This window comes from Butyrivibrio hungatei NK4A153, assembly GCF_000424465.1.
Lineage (GTDB): Bacteria > Bacillota > Clostridia > Lachnospirales > Lachnospiraceae > Butyrivibrio > Butyrivibrio hungatei_A.
Genome location: NZ_KE384198.1, coordinates 25,203 through 40,807, shown reverse-complemented (window position 1 = coordinate 40,807; position 15,605 = coordinate 25,203). Strand labels below are relative to the sequence as shown.

The following is a 15,605-nucleotide window of genomic DNA, read 5'->3' as shown; positions in this document are numbered from 1 at the left end:
GATTAGATGTTAAAGAGGTTTTATAACAATAGGTTCAGCATAATATTTGCGATCGTCACAATCCTTTCGATATGGTATTGGGATGGTGTTTTGAGTATAAAAAACGATGACGGGGTCATGCAGGCGGCGGCCCTTTATTATCAGCCGCGCAACACCGTTGATGTCGTTATGATGGGCTCAAGTCATGTACACTACGCGATAGATACGGGCAAGCTCTGGGACGACTATGGGATGGCGGCATACGATTACAGCGCTGCGGAACAGCCACTGTGGATCACATACCATTACCTTAAAGAAGTATGCAAGACGCAGAAGCCAAAGCTCGTTGTGCTCGATGTGTATTCGCCGGCATTTCAAAAAGACGATTACCAGTATAAGTGGATGCTTCCAAACGCTCTTGGAATGCGCTTTTCACTTAATAAAATGCAAATGTTAAAAGTGAGCGTTGAAAAAGAACATTTTTCCGAATACTTTCCGAGCTTTGCCGTTTACCACGGCAGACTCAACGGACTTACCAAGGACGATTTCACATATCCTATCAGGAAATTCACGTATCTTAGGAATTTCAAGGGCTTTAAGCCAATGACCAAGGTTACGCCACAGCTCAGGCCGCAGATTACGCAAGAAAGCAGTGGCGGCTTGACCGAAAAGTCCGAGCTCTATCTTCGCAAGATAATCGACTATACCAAACAGAACGGCATAGAGCTGCACATGATAGTAACTCCGTACGTCTTCACTGATGAGCAGGAACTTGTTTTTAACCGGTTAAAAGAAATTGCTCAGGAAAACGGAATCGGATTTACCAATGCAAACCATGACTACGACGCCATAGGCCTTGATTTTGAAAAAGACTTCATGGATGAATCACACCTTAATTACTACGGCGCCGAGAAATTTACAGAATATCTCGGAAAAGAAATCACAAGCAGATTTGATTTTCCCGACCACAGAGGCGAGAAGAGATACAAGTCATGGGATGCCAACAGCCGTGAGATAAAAAATAGCATAAACGCCGGATAAATAGGAAGCTTGTTTCAGTAAATCTGAGGCAAGCTTCTTTTTTCTTGACATATATCGGCAACCGATATAGTATGTAGATGAACGATATATATAGACTTACGATATATAGATGCACGATATAAGGAGGTCAATATGGCTGTAGATAAGTCCCTTCTGACAGGTAGTAGCACAATGTTGGTGCTAAAACTACTCTCGGAAAAAGATATGTATGGATATGAAATGATAGACACTTTAAGAAAAAAATCCCAGAACGTCTTTGAGTTTAAGGCGGGCACTCTTTACCCCCTTCTCCATGGACTTGAGGAGAAAGGAATGCTCAAATCATATGAGCAGGAATACCTTGGTAAAACAAGAAAGTATTACAGCATCACCAAGGAAGGAAGGAAACTCTTAAAGAGTAAGACAGAGGAGTGGAAGGAATACTCCGGTGCAATTGTGAGCGTATTGGCTTACGGTGTTTAAGATATAGAAAAAGAGACGTACTAAGAATATTAAGGAGGAGCGAGAATCATGTCAGCATTAATTTCAATAATTGTGTTTGGCAATAGCATAGGTTTGTATCATTTGTTCTTGGTGGCTATTTTGTTGGTGTGGTTATGTGTGTTTTTCATTACGGGCGATGGTTACGATATGAGAAACGACGTTCTTGCGAGCATCGCAGAAAACAGTAATGATAAACATGACAGAAAAGAAGAGAATATCATAGAGGATAATACAGAGAAATGCATCGACTGTAAAGATGATATTTCAGGGAAAAAACAGGAAACGGAACACGAAAGTGATAGGGAAAAGGTAGAGAAAAGAGCAGTCTGATATGGAAGAGTATATTAAGAAGTTACTTGAGCAAGTGAGGTTTCAAAAAGCTCACAAGGCAATCGGTGATGAACTTAGATCACATATTGAAGACCAGATAGAAACAAATATTTCGGAAGGAATGGACAGAGAGACAGCGGAGAAAAGAGCTGTTGAAGACATGGGAGACCCGGTTGAAACGGGAATAGCGCTTGATAAAGTGCACAGACCGCAAGTTGCGTGGGGAGTCATAGTTGCAGCAATAGGTGTAGGACTTTTCGGAGCAATAATTCATTTCTTATTGGAGAAATTGCCATCGTCGTCCGACTGCGGAATTAACATAATCGGAAATATTACTTTAGATAATGCCGGTTACTACTTATACAACGTCGTATGCGGAATTGTCATAATGCTGGGGATGTATCTTATAGACTATATGATGGTTGCAAAGTATTCCAAGGTAGTAGCGGCTTTACTGTTGATTTCATACACAATAAAGAACTTTGCATTTTATAAAAGAATTGAGAATTTTGATCCGGAATATTGGAATCAAATTCCAAGTGTGTACACATCTATAGAGAGTTTCTTTAGCTGGTCGGGGCCATGTATTTTTTTACTTGTTCCGCTTTTTGCCGGAATACTCTATAAGTACAAGGGACAGAAATATAAAGGCCTGATAAAATCGCTTATCTGGATAATAGTTAGCGGCTTGGTTGCAACGGGAATAAACAATCAGGAATTTCGCGCACTTGTAATTGTGATCTGCTTACTTGTTGAGCTTACAATCGCTATAGAAAAAGAATGGATAAAAGTTCCCAAGGTACAGTCAATTACGGCGATATGGTTATTATTTACGGTGATTCCGATAGTTTTGATCAGATTCATGTATGACAACAAGATTTTAAGTTTGACTAAAATGAATTTTGTCAGATCACTCTTTGGCCCGGCTACTTCCAAAAGCAGAGCAAAAGAATTATTGAGTGGAGTAAAGACTTTTGGAAGCGGTTCTGTAAGCTATATGGGCGGAAAGATCACCGTATCGACATTAAATCTTATCAGTTCGCGAATAGGCAGCGGAGAATGCTATATGATAACCAAAGTTGCTGTAGTTTTTGGAGGAGCTTTGGCATTTGCAATTATCACAGTTGTTGCAGCTTTGATTGTTTTTGGATTTGTCAGCACAGCAAAGACAAAGAACCAGCTTGGAATGGTAATGGGAAGCGGATGCATGTTATGGCTTGCAATAAATGCAATCCTAAATATGTTTATAAGTTTTGGAATGTTGCCGGCGTATCAGTACACATCTTTTTTCCCATTCATATCAAACCATAAGGTAGTCGCATCATATGCCCTCCTTGGAATAATACTTAGCATATACAAATATAAAGACGCTTACCCGCAGCATATCGACATAACAATTCGAACCAAGTCAAAAGATCTCGAATCGTGAAATATAAGACAGAATATTTAAGGCACAATGACAAATGGCACGATACAAGGAGGATAAGGAAGAAATGGCTGAAGAACTGTCTCATGAAAATGAAAATAACGAATCATTGGTACTAAAATTACTTTCGGAAAAAGATATGTACGGATATGAGATGATAAAAACTCTTAGAAAGAGAGCGCAGAACGTTTTTGAAAAGAAGGCTGGAATGATATATCCTCTGCTTCATGGGCTTGAGAGCGACGGGACTCTTAACTCATATGAGCAATATTGCCGCGGGAAGATGAGAAAGTATTACAGCATAGCCAAAGAGGAAAAACAAGAAGAGTAATAAGGCGTTACAGATAGGTTTTTAAGATGGAAGAGTATATTAAAAAACTGCTTGAGCAGGTGCGTTTTGAGAAAGCGCACAAGGCTATTGGGGATGAAATAAGAGCACATATAGAAAATCAGATAGAAGCGAATGTTTTAGACGGAATGGACAAAGAAACAGCGGAGAAAAAAGCTGTCGAAGATATGGGAGATCCCGTTGAAACGGGAATTGCACTTGATAAGGTTCACAGACCACAGATGGCATGGGGAGTTGTAATCGTAGCTTTTTTTGTTGCAATCGTGGGAACATTGATTCATGTCCTTATGGCAAAAGATCCGGCTTTAGAGTATTTAAAGTATCGTAATGATATCGGTTCATTTATCATGTTTACTGTCAGCGGAATAGCTGTAATGTTGCTGCTTTATCTTTTGGATTATATAACAGTTGCAAAGTATTCTAAGGTAGTAGCAACATGTATGATAGCCTTGTATATGCTTGGAATTTTTTTGCGTGATAAAGTTTACTTCATGCAACTGGAGTGGCTCGATAAGACGGGGCATAGGACGGGATGGGAAAACGCAGACTTTCCGTTACCGATAAAAGTGCTGGATTCAACCTCATCTTTTATGAATCCGCCTATGCTGTTACTTATTCCGCTCTATGCAGGTATAATCTATAAGTACAAAGGACAAAAGTATGATGGACTTATAAAATCAGTTCTTTGGTTAATTATTCCAAGTTATATTGTTAGTTATAGACATAACTATGTAATATGTTTGATATTTGTGCTCAGCATGCTTGTTCAGCTCACGTTTGCAATAAAAAAAGAATGGCTGAAAGTATCAAAGATACCTGTACTTATAACGTTATGGACTACCTTCTCGGTGTTTTTGGGATTTGTTGCTAAAAAAGAATATGAGCGCGCAAGCGGAACTGTTCTTAGATGGGTCGGCGAGGATGGAAATCTGTATGAACGACCAACCATTAATGCAAATATAGATATAGTCAGGGCATATATGAAGCAGGTAAAGCTGTTTGGAAATGCATTGTTAAGCAGTTTGGGAGGAAAATCATATTCGCCTGCCCAGTATAGTATTTCAGATTCCGGAACCAGTATGATCCTTACATATATTCTGACGACAGGCGGACTGATTGTTGGAATAGTGGTTATAGCTACTGTAGTCGGACTTATTGTGTATGGACTTGTTACAGTTTTAAAGACTAAGAATCAACTGGGAATGGTAATCGGAATCGGCTGTATGATGTGGCTTATTTCAAATACCGTTGTTAATATTCTTGTTGGAACAGGAATTATCGATGATCAAGGCGGAGGGGCATTTTTGCCGTTTGTTTCAAATGATAAGTTGGTTGAGTCATATGCATTACTTGGAATATTACTCAGCATTTATAAGTATAAGAATGCTTATTCACAGCATATAGATATAAATCTTCGCATTGATTTTAAGAAACTGAGATTAAAAAAACTAAAGTAGTGTGAATTATATTTTGTCACGACAGCAAGTGGTTGTACTAAGGAGGATTGTATGGAAGAATACATCAAAATATTACTTGAGCAGATCCGATTTGAGAAAGCGCATAAGGCTATCGGGGATGAAATAAGAGCACATATAGAAGATCAGGCGGAAGCAAATATTTTCGAGGGAATGGATAAAGCTACAGCGGAGAAAAAAGCTGTTGAAGATATGGGTGATCCCGTTGAGACGGGAATTGCGCTTGATAAGGTTCACAGACCGCAACTGGCGTGGGAGTTTGTTGTTGCAACTTTGGCTGTGACAGTTTTTAGCATTATACTTCATATTTTTATGACAAAACAGTTAAACTGGGGCCTGGCTTTTCAGATATCTAAGGGGCATATTGTTCAAGAGGGGACAATGTTTGTTTTCTATTCTATACTTGGAGTGGCTTTAATGTTACTCCTATATCTTATGGATTTCACAACGATTGCCAAGTATTCTAAGATTGCAGGGATTATCTTGTTAATATCTTATTTTGCTTCACTTTATTGGGTCTGGATGCCGAATCCGGATTCAGTAGATTATGAGATTGCGAGGCTTTTTAATGATTTAAATTCAAGGGTGGATTCACTTATGTTTTTGATGATCCCGATTTTTGCAGGAATACTTTATAAATATAGAGGACAGAAGTACGGCGGACTTATAAAAGCAGTAATGTGGATTTTTATATGTACTTTCCTATTATCGTTTTATGACGGAAAATATAGTTTTGAGACAATGGCAATAACAATGGTATGTATGCTAGCGCAGCTGACAATTGCAATAAAAAAAGAGTGGATAAAGGTACGTAAGGCACCTGCTATTATTTTTATATGGTCATTGCTTGTACTTCCGATTATAAGCGTTATCAAAACTTTTAGCTTATATGATTTTTGGTATGAGGAAATAACAATAAGGCCAATCATCAGATCGGCAAAGCTATTCGGAAGAGGGCAGGTATCCGGAGACAGTATTGATTGTGTTGAAGATATTAACATTTTGACATATATATCAACGACAATGGGAATAGGTATCGCAATAGCAGTTATAGCTGCTATACTTGGTCTTATTATTTACGGACTGATAGTAACAGCTAAGACTAAGAATCAATTGGGTCTTGTTATGGGGATCGGTTGCATGATGTGGCTTATAGAAAAAGTCATTTTTAATATGACATTTGGATTTGGATTATTCTTTGACTATAGTAGTGCATCCTTTCTACCGTTTATTTCAGGGGGACTACGATTTGATGGATTGTTAGCGTCATACGCCATGTTTGGAATAATATTGAGTATATATAAATATAAGAATGCATATGCAGAACACGTAGACATAAGTCTCCGCGCAAGATCCAAGGATATGGGGGTATAAAGAAATGGCAGTAGATAAATCTCTTTTAACCGGCAGCAGTACAATGCTGGTTCTAAAATTACTTTCGGAAAAAGATATGTATGGATATGAGATGATAGACACCTTGAGGAAGAAGTCGCAGAACGTCTTCGAATTCAAGGCAGGGACTCTTTATCCTCTTTTACATGGACTTGAAGAAAAAGGAATGCTCAAATCATACGAGCAGGAATACCTCGGTAAGACCAGAAAATATTACAGCATAACAAAAGAGGGACGAAAGCTCTTAAAGGCTAAGACCGATGAGTGGAACGAGTATTCGGGCGCTATCGTAAGCGTATTGGCATACGGTGTATGACAGACTAAGCAATACATTAAATAAAAATGACAGATAGGTTTTACAAAATGGAAGAGTACATTAAAAAATTACTTGAGCAGATCCGATTTGAGAAAGCGCATAAGGCTATCGGGGATGAAATAAGAGCACATATAGAAGATCAGGCGGAAGCAAATATTTCCGAGGGAATGGACAAAGAGACAGCGGAGAAAAAAGCTGTCGAAGATATGGGAGATCCCGTTGAGACGGGAATTGCACTTGATAAGGTTCACAGACCTCAGATGGCGTGGGGGGTAATCGTAGCAGTATTAGCTGTTGCGATTGTTGGCGCAATATTCCAGTTTCTTTTGCGGAATGATCAGGTTTTGATAAAAGATGGGCAGTATTATAACCCAGATAGAAATTATATTGTTAATAACTTTTTTTCATATACCATTATGGGGATATGTTTGATGCTCCTTTTTTATTTTTTGGATTTTACGGTTATTGCAAAGTATTCCAGAATTATAGGGATTGTATGGGCATCAGGTTATTTGATTACATCGTTGCCGGATGCTTTATTGATCAATACAGGAGTATTGACGTTTAAGCAAACGCCATTTGGAATTGGTATTTTAAATGAGATTGCATGGAGGCTTTCTGACAAGATGCTCATATTGGTGCCTCTCTACGCCGGAATTCTTTATGAGTATAAGGAACGAAAAAAGACTTTTTCGAAGGCGCTTTTGTGGATTTTTATTCCTGTTTTTTACATATATTTTGGAGATTACCTGATAAGGGGTGATGCTACAATAATCGCGATATGTATGCTTGCAGAGCTTACAGTTGCAATAATGAAAGGATGGATAAAGTTACAAAAGAAGGTACTGGTACACCTATATGGGGGATTTATAATAATCACATCATTGTCTTACGGACGTATGTTTAAATGCTATGGAGATAGTGTGCAAGAGGAGATATTAAAAAAAGTTGTTGATTCAATATATTTGTTTGGCTCAGGAATATATTACGGACACGATGGTTTTCAAAAACCTTCAAGTTGCTTTATAGATCGGCCATTTGGAACATATTTTTTGACATATATTTCATCGACTTACGGAGCGTTTTGGGGAATAGTGATTATTGCCATTGTAGTTGGAATAATCGTATTGGGATTTATGAATTTATTTAAGTCAAAGAATCAGTTGGGACATGTTATGGGTATGGGGTGTATGATGTGGCTTGCAGTAAATACTATTGTTAATGTGTTCACTGCATTTGGAGTTTTTCCGGAATGGTTTTTCGTTGGTGCTTTTTTGCCGTTTGTATCAACTGATAATTCTGATTCTCTTATTTATGCATATGCGGCGCTCGGAATACTGCTCAGCATATATAAGTATAAGGATGCATATTCACAAGATGTGGAAATTGAGCGTTTTGGGATAAGAAATTTATTAAAAGATTTGAATCTGTAAAAGGATGTTTGTGGTGCTTGGCATATATAAAAACGCTTACCTACAGCGCATAGATATAAAATTTTGCAGTAAGTCAAAAAAATTCGAATCAGGAAATACAGGACAGAATATTACAGCATAACAAAAGAGGGACGAAAGCTCTTAAAGGCTAAGACCGATGAGTGGAACGAGTATTCGGGCGCTATCGTAAGTGTATTGGCATACGGTGTATGATATAAGTATTGTTGGATTTACAGGGGTACAGAGGTTGTAACAATGGAAGAATATATAAAAAAGCTATTGGAACAAGTGAGGTTTCGTGAGGCTCATCAGGGGATACACGATGAGCTTAAGTCTCACATTGAAGATCAGATAGAAGCGAATATTTCAGACGGAATGGATGAAGATACTGCGGAGAAAAAAGCTGTAGAAGATATGGGAGATCCGGTTGCCACCGGTATTGAACTTGACAGGGTTCACAGACCGCAGATAGCGTGGGGCGTTATAATCGCGGCGGTGCTTGTCGGCGTTATAGGAATAATAATCCATACCTATATTGCGAAGGACAAACTACTGATCGATTCTATAAGTGAGCCGCCTTTTGCAGCCGATGACAGATATTATATCCTTTTTACTGTTTTGGGGATTGGCGCAATGTTTTTCATGTATCTTGTGGATTACACAACTGTTGCCAAGTATTCCAAAGTGATCGCAACTGTATTGGTGGCGGGATATCTGATTGCATACTACGGAAGTTATAAGTTTTATAGACTGATAGCGGATAAGAGTGAATTAAACGGAGAAGCGTTAAATTATGACCAACTGGAATCACTGATGGGGGTTTTAAATGGTTGTGTCAGCGTTTCTTTTGCATTGATGTTTTTGCTGATTCCTCTATATGCGGGAATTCTCTACAAATACAGAGGACAATCGTATGGGGGGCTTATAAAGGCTCTTCTTTGGGTTTTTGTGCCAAGGCTCATACCGTTTGTATCAACAAGATATTATAATATGCGTGCCTTTATAGTTGTAGGCAGCATGCTTGTTCAGCTTACTTATGCAATAAAAAAAGGTTGGATAAAAGTGCGAAAGATTCCTTCAATCATATCTATATGGCTGGCTTATGTATTTTATCTGATCTACTTTATCCGGACTGAGGTTGGCGGATTCATAAGAAGTGGCAGTAATGATATAAAAACAATCATGGATTCAATGAAGATATTCGGAGAAGGGAAAATATATACTTGGGGCGGCGCAGCATCAATGCAGTCAAGGGGATGTGTAAATTCTCCTGCGGGGAGTTATGTTTTGACTTATATCTCGGCGACCTGGGGACTGGTTATAGGACTTGCGGTTGTTATGATAGTTGCAGCGCTGATTGTTTTTGGATTTGTAAGTATGGCAAAGTCAAAGAACCAGCTCGGACAGATTATGGGATGCGGTTGCATGATGTGGATCGCGGTAAATGCTATTGCCAATATCGTTGTGGGATTCGGAATTGTTCCGGAGTTTTATGCATCTTTTTTTCCATTCATATCTAATAACAATATTGTGATCTCGTATGTATTCTTGGGGATACTGATAAGCGTGTACAAATATAAGGACGCCTATCCGCAGCATGTTGATATTAAGACTCGGAGCAATAAGGAAAAAAGATTGCAATCCTTAAAAGATAATTAGGGAAAGGTTTAGTATAGATAAGTTAGCGCCGTTGTCGCGCTTCAAGGAGGATAAAATGGCAGTAGATAAATCTCTTTTAACAGGCAGCAGTACAATGTTGGTTCTGAAGTTACTTTCGGAAAAAGACATGTATGGGTATGAAATGATCGACACATTAAGAAAGAGATCACAGAATGTCTTTGAATTTAAGGCGGGAACACTTTATCCGCTTCTTCACGGACTGGAGGAGAAAGGTGTTCTCAAGGTTTACGAGCAGGATTATCTCGGCAAGACAAGAAAATATTACAGCATAACGAAAGAGGGCAGAAAGCTATTAAAGGAAAAGACACAGGAGTGGGAGGTTTATTCCGGCGCGATAGCAAACGTTCTGGCCTACGGGGTATGAGTATGGAAGAATATATCAAAATGTTACTGGAGCAGGTGCGTTTTGAGAAGGCGCACAAGGCTATAGGTGATGAGATCAGGGCGCATATAGAAGAGCAGATAGAAGCGAATGTTTCAGACGGAATGGACCGTGTGACCGCGGAGAAAAAAGCTGTCGAGGACATGGGGGATCCCATGGAAGTCGGAATGTCGCTTGACAGGGTTCACAGGCCGCAAATTGCATGGGGCTTGATAATCGCGGCAATGACCATTGGAGCTGTCGGAGCGATGATCAGGATGACGGTAGCATATTCTGAGTATGATGACTTCGTAATTGCTATTAATGCTTTTTTTGGTATTTCCTTGATGCTACTTGCATTTCTTGTGGATTATACGACTATATTAAAATATTCTAAGTTGCTGGCGGCTGTATTGATAGTGGGAATGGTACTTAATCAGGCTATTTACTCACATGGACCGGAAGGAAACTTTTTCTGGCAGCCATATTCCATTACGAGGGTTGTTTTTACAACGTTGTTTGTCTTATTTATTCCTCTATATTCCGGAATAATCTATAGGTATAGAGGGCAGGCGTATAAAGGGCTGATCAAGGCGGTTCTTTGGATTGTTATTCCGTGCATGTATATGAGTTCGCGACTGGAGGGGCATGCGGCCTTGCATGTTATGATGATCGCATTAAGTTTGCTGGCTCAGCTTACAATAGCAATAAAGAAGGGCTGGTTTGAAATTCCACAAAAGAAGGTGATTGCATCTTTGTGGGCTGCGTTTGCGATTTTTCCTGCGAATTTGATGATTGAACTAAGGAATTGTTTTCCCAGCAGTAAATTAATAAATGTAAGACATGTTATGGATAGACTTAAGCCGCTTGGATGCGGGGTAGTATATCTTAATCTTGGCGAAAATGTGACTATGGCCGCAAGCAGTTATTTTGGTGTAAAGACAGGAGAGCAAGTCCTTCTGTATATATGTTCAGATTGGGGATGGCTTATAGGATTAACAGTTATTTTAAGCGTTGTCGGATTGATTGTTTTTGGATTTATCGCTTTATCTAAGATAAAGAATCAAGTGGGAATCGCAATGGGAAGCGGTTGTCTCATTTGGCTTACGGCAAATGCTGTTGCAAATTTACTTGTGGGATTTGGATTATTTTCTACGACATATGTAGGCGATACTTTTTTTCCTTTTATATCAGACAGCAATGTTATAGTATCGTATGTCTTCCTGGGGATAATTCTCAGTATATATAAATACAAGAATGCTTATTCACAGCATGTAGACATTAAAGCTCAATCGGGAGTTCAACTGAAACTTTTGAATTATGAGCTTGACATCAGACTACGTAAGGAGGTGAAGGAAGAAAAAAAGGCTTTAATAAAACAAAAAATGGGAGAAATTATCTATGACAAAAAGTAAAAAGATCGTTGCGCTTGCAATGTGCATGCTAATGGTGCTTTCAGATGTTGCCTGTGGCAAAAAGGAAGCGGATGATTCTTCTCTTTCAATTTCTGTCGAAGATGTAGTTACCGGTGATACTGCTGCGGAAGCTTCATCGGATGGAGTGAAGAATTTCGAGATTCCGGAAGGAATGTACCTTAGCGAGATCACAGGTGAGCCAATAAGCGAAGATATTAAAGATCAGCGTCCTATCGCTGTAATGGTTGACAATGAAAAAATTGCGCTTCCACACTTTGGAATAGCAGAAGCGGATGTTGTTTATGAAATTATGAACAGTACATTGAATGACAGAGTAACAAGACTTATGTGCATTGTAAAAGACTGGGGCAAGATTGAACAGATGGGCAGTATCAGAAGTACACGTCCGACAAATATTCTTCTTGCAGCCGAGTGGGATGCGGTGCTCTGCCATGACGGAGGACCTATAGCTCATATTACTGCATATTTTAAGAATCCATGGGCACAGCATTTCTCCGGAACTTTTTCCAGAGTTAAAAACGGAAAACCTAAAGAGTTTACAGAGTATGTCTGTTCGGGTGATATGGAGAGTAACTTCTCAAGCATGAAAAAGGATCCCGCATATTCAACAACTTATACCGAGTACAGAAACGAGGGAAGTCATTTCAACTTTGCTCCTTACGGCAAAGAAGTTGACCTTACAAAGGTTTATGACAAGACATATCCCGTAACGGAGATCGGACTTCCTTTCTGGCACAATACTTCTACACTTAAGTATAATGCCGAAACTAAGCAGTATGAGTATTACGAGTACGGATCACGTCATGAAGATGCAGAGGACGGAGAGCCTCTTAGCTTTAAGAATGTACTTATCCAGAAATGTGATTTCAATCAGCTTGATGATCACGGTTATCTTATTTACAACTGTATCGCAGCAGGACAGCCCGGATGGTATATCACAAACGGTGTTGCCAAAAGTATCACATGGGTTAAGGATGATGCAACTCATCTGACCAGATTTTATGATGACAAGGGTGAGGAGATTCAGATCAACACAGGTAAGACATATATCACACTTGTTCCGTCAGATACATGGGATTCAGTGACAATGAAATAATAGAGTTTTTTAATGCAGAAAGGAGCTTTCACCTTGATTTGAGGTGAGGCTCCTTATTTACGAGTTTAGTGAGAATCCCAACAATAGGGAACTTTTTCAAGTACAGGTCGCTTGATTAAGATCAATAGCAATACGATTGCAGCGAAAGCGGCGTTGATGCTCAATACTTGGGCAATGCTTACGTGGGAAACCAGCAAACCGATTGCAAGTGACCCGATGGGAGTCACGGCGGCCGCAGATGAATTAAATACAGCTGATGCGCGGGCCATATACTTATGGTCAACACATTTCATGATCTGGATATGGAGAATTCCGCTGACCAGCGAAACGGCTGCCATTATGACGAAGTAGCATGCACACAGCAACGTGTATGCGAGAAATGAGTTTTCTTTTACAAATCTTCCGTAAGGAATACAGGCCATTGCGCCGGCTAACAGGGCGGTTCCAAGGACAGTGATCTTAAGGGGCGATAGTTTCTTTGACAAATTCGGCAATACCACCGCGCCCAAGATTCCGCCTATTGATGAGAATATGCCGGAGATGCTTATAAGCTCGCTGCCCATTCCGTAAATTTCGGATACTATAGGAACTTGAAGAGCGTTCAATGGAATCAGCATTCCGTTGAGCAGTATGCAGATGATACAGAAGTTTCGTACAACCGGAGTGATAAATACATATGATATGCCGTCTCTGAGCATGGAGATGTAGCCGGGCTCGGAGGTGGCGTCGGTGCTATCGGCTTCATGTAGTGAGTCTTTAATTTTGTCTTCGTAAAATGAGTGTATGCTTTCAGCTTCGTTGACAATGCCGGTGCTACCGACTTCAGAAGCGGACCCTGCTGCAGTTTTGAGCATGCCAATCAGTACTGCGGCTGCTATGAATGTCGAGAGATCTGTGAACATTGCTGCTTCAACGCCGAGTTTTGCAATTATAAATCCTGCAATTCCGCTTCCTGCAAGGGTGGCAGCGTTGCTGAAAACAGAATCAAGGCCCACTCCGGCGCTTATGTCATCTCTTTTAAACACCTGCGCACTAAGTGCGCTCGTCGCAGGAAGGTAGAAAGACTCTACGCTCGTTATTGTCAGCGCAAATACCGAAAGGAGCACTGGAGTTACCAGTTCAAGCTTAAACAGAAAGATGAAGAGTGCAATCAGAAGTGCTCTGAGAAAATGAGTTGTGATGACAACATTTTTTTTATCCATCTTCTCAACAATGGCTCCTGCAATCGGCTGAACAACAACGTTTGGCAACATGATAAATGCAAATATTATCGCAGACCACGCTGCGCTTCCTGTAATCTGATATACAATCCATGTAAAGGCAATTGATTCTATCGAATCCCCGAACCTGTTGACCAGATTTGCAAAAAGAAGCTTTCTGTATGTGCTTTCGCTTAATATGGATTTATAATTAGTGGTGTTATTGGTTTTTGCTTTGTTTTTTATTCCGGTTTTTTTGCCGGTTGTGTTATTGTATTTGGCTTTTTTTCTGATGTCGGTGGTGCTATTACTTTTCATTATTGGTTCTCCCTTGTGACGCATTGTTTTGCTGACTGTTGGCTTAATGTGTATTGAAGTAGAATTGATTGCAAGCCTTGTTCTGTTGTTTAGTTAGTTGCGCGGTTATTCAGCAAGTATGCAACATACATGTGCCCTTATCTATAGTTTCAGTGTAAGGGAATGCGCGGGAGAGTATAATACACCGTTTGTATGTGCTGAGAAAAGAAAAGTTTCCTATTAGGAAAGTTATGGCGAGCGCTCATTAACCCAAAAACCTGCCAAACAAATAACAGAATCACAACCCACATAACGGAGGAACATCATGCAAAACATAATATTTCTTGATATAGACGGAGTCTTGAATTCAAAGTTCTGGGATGAGGAGCATCAGCGCGAAATAAGTGACGGAAGGCTTGTAGATGCAGGCGCGGTGAGGCTCTTGGCGGAGCTTATAAAGAAGGCGGATGCAAAGCTGATCCTTCACTCAGGATGGCGTTTCTGGTTCGACGAGAATCTTAAACCACTAAGGCCTGAAGCAGAGCACTTGATCACAGTGATGGCTCAAGAGGGCATCAGGCTTGACGGCGTAACACCCGATCTTACCACCGAAGAAATAAGAAAGAGCAAGAAGTTCAGCCTTGTTAAGGCTGAAGAAATCCTCCTATGGCTGAAAGAGAACATAGCTTCCGCAAATAGTGACTTCTCATCAAATGATGAAACTTTCAAAATCGATGAAACTTCTAAAGATGCAGATTTTCCGGCAAATTGGCTTGTTCTTGATGACCTGGAACTTCATAACGGCTTGATAGCAAGGCATCAGGTAAAGCCTGATCCAAACGTTGGGCTCACACATGAAGATGTAAGAAGAGCCCTGAACATTTTAAAGCTTTAAATGCAGAATAAATCTGCCTGCATGGTCCTACAGGATAGAATCAACCACTGGGACCATGCTTTTTATAATATTTGAATCCAATAATATATATCAGCATGGTCCTACAGGATAGAATCAACCACTGGGACCATGCTTTTTATAATATTTGAATCCAATAATATATATCAGCATGGTCCTACAGGATAGAATCAACCACTGGGACTATGCTTTTTATAATATTTGAATCCAATAATATATATCAGCATGGTCCTACAAGATAGAATCAACCACTGGGACTATGTTTTTTAAAATATTTGAATAAAATAAAACATTTCAGCATGGCCCTACAAGATAAAATATCCCTTTTGGGCCATTCATCTTCGAAAAGTCAATCCTGATAAAACACTCAATCATAGTCCCATAAAGTAAAACATTGCA

Annotated in this window: 15 protein-coding genes; 14 read left to right on the top strand and 1 reads right to left on the bottom strand. The window is 39.7% G+C overall.

Annotation, left to right across the window (positions count from 1 at the left end; all coding sequences use genetic code 11):
* Nucleotides 1-6 precede the first annotated feature (6 nt).
* From G628_RS0114965 to G628_RS0114905, 13 genes are all read left to right on the top strand, one after another.
* Nucleotides 7-1,020, top strand: coding sequence for a hypothetical protein (locus G628_RS0114965; RefSeq protein ID WP_027209472.1), 1,014 nt, complete (start codon nt 7-9; stop codon nt 1,018-1,020).
* Between the two features lie 132 nt (nt 1,021-1,152).
* Entirely contained in the window at nt 1,153-1,482 is a 330-nt protein-coding gene (locus tag G628_RS0114960; RefSeq protein WP_026667372.1) for a PadR family transcriptional regulator, read from the top strand.
* Between the two features lie 48 nt (nt 1,483-1,530).
* Entirely contained in the window at nt 1,531-1,833 is a 303-nt protein-coding gene (locus G628_RS0114955; protein WP_026667370.1) for a hypothetical protein, read from the top strand.
* Nucleotide 1,834: 1 nt separating this feature from the next.
* Nucleotides 1,835-3,262 carry a permease prefix domain 1-containing protein gene (locus G628_RS0114950; protein WP_027209471.1) on the top strand — a complete coding sequence of 476 codons (1,428 nt, stop codon included), beginning with the start codon at nt 1,835-1,837 and terminating at the stop codon, nt 3,260-3,262.
* A 34-nt stretch (nt 3,263-3,296) separates the two neighbouring features.
* Entirely contained in the window at nt 3,297-3,590 is a 294-nt protein-coding gene (locus G628_RS17645) for a PadR family transcriptional regulator (protein WP_330365523.1), read from the top strand.
* 26 nt (nt 3,591-3,616) lie between these two features.
* Entirely contained in the window at nt 3,617-5,065 is a 1,449-nt protein-coding gene (locus G628_RS0114940) for a permease prefix domain 1-containing protein (RefSeq protein WP_027209470.1), read from the top strand.
* Between the two features lie 51 nt (nt 5,066-5,116).
* The gene (locus G628_RS0114935; protein ID WP_026655647.1) at nt 5,117-6,457 is read left to right on the top strand and encodes a permease prefix domain 1-containing protein; all 1,341 of its coding nucleotides are present in this window, start codon (nt 5,117-5,119) and stop codon (nt 6,455-6,457) included.
* A 4-nt stretch (nt 6,458-6,461) separates the two neighbouring features.
* The gene (locus tag G628_RS0114930) at nt 6,462-6,791 is read left to right on the top strand and encodes a PadR family transcriptional regulator (protein ID WP_026655646.1); all 330 of its coding nucleotides are present in this window, start codon (nt 6,462-6,464) and stop codon (nt 6,789-6,791) included.
* Between the two features lie 47 nt (nt 6,792-6,838).
* On the top strand, nt 6,839-8,224 hold the full coding sequence (locus G628_RS0114925; protein WP_027209469.1) for a permease prefix domain 1-containing protein: 1,386 nt from the start codon (nt 6,839-6,841) through the stop codon (nt 8,222-8,224).
* Between the two features lie 255 nt (nt 8,225-8,479).
* Entirely contained in the window at nt 8,480-9,883 is a 1,404-nt protein-coding gene (locus G628_RS0114920) for a permease prefix domain 1-containing protein (RefSeq protein WP_027209468.1), read from the top strand.
* A gap of 55 nt (nt 9,884-9,938) precedes the next feature.
* The gene (locus tag G628_RS0114915) at nt 9,939-10,268 is read left to right on the top strand and encodes a PadR family transcriptional regulator (protein WP_027209467.1); all 330 of its coding nucleotides are present in this window, start codon (nt 9,939-9,941) and stop codon (nt 10,266-10,268) included.
* A gap of 20 nt (nt 10,269-10,288) precedes the next feature.
* Nucleotides 10,289-11,680: a permease prefix domain 1-containing protein gene (locus tag G628_RS0114910; RefSeq protein ID WP_207637991.1), complete on the top strand. Its 1,392-nt coding sequence runs from the start codon at nt 10,289-10,291 to the stop codon at nt 11,678-11,680.
* Nucleotides 11,667-12,797: a DUF3048 domain-containing protein gene (locus G628_RS0114905; RefSeq protein WP_196803775.1), complete on the top strand. Its 1,131-nt coding sequence runs from the start codon at nt 11,667-11,669 to the stop codon at nt 12,795-12,797. Before G628_RS0114910 ends, G628_RS0114905 begins: the two co-directional genes overlap by 14 nt.
* Before the next feature lie 65 nt (nt 12,798-12,862).
* Here G628_RS0114905 and G628_RS0114900 read toward each other — a convergent pair whose 3' ends face one another.
* Complete coding sequence (locus G628_RS0114900) at nt 12,863-14,314, bottom strand: MFS transporter (RefSeq protein WP_027209465.1); 1,452 nt, start codon at nt 14,312-14,314, stop codon at nt 12,863-12,865.
* A 304-nt stretch (nt 14,315-14,618) separates the two neighbouring features.
* Here G628_RS0114900 and G628_RS0114895 point away from each other — a divergent pair, with 304 nt between their 5' ends.
* On the top strand, nt 14,619-15,188 hold the full coding sequence (locus G628_RS0114895; RefSeq protein ID WP_026655635.1) for an HAD domain-containing protein: 570 nt from the start codon (nt 14,619-14,621) through the stop codon (nt 15,186-15,188).
* The last annotated feature ends 417 nt before the right edge of the window (nt 15,189-15,605 follow it).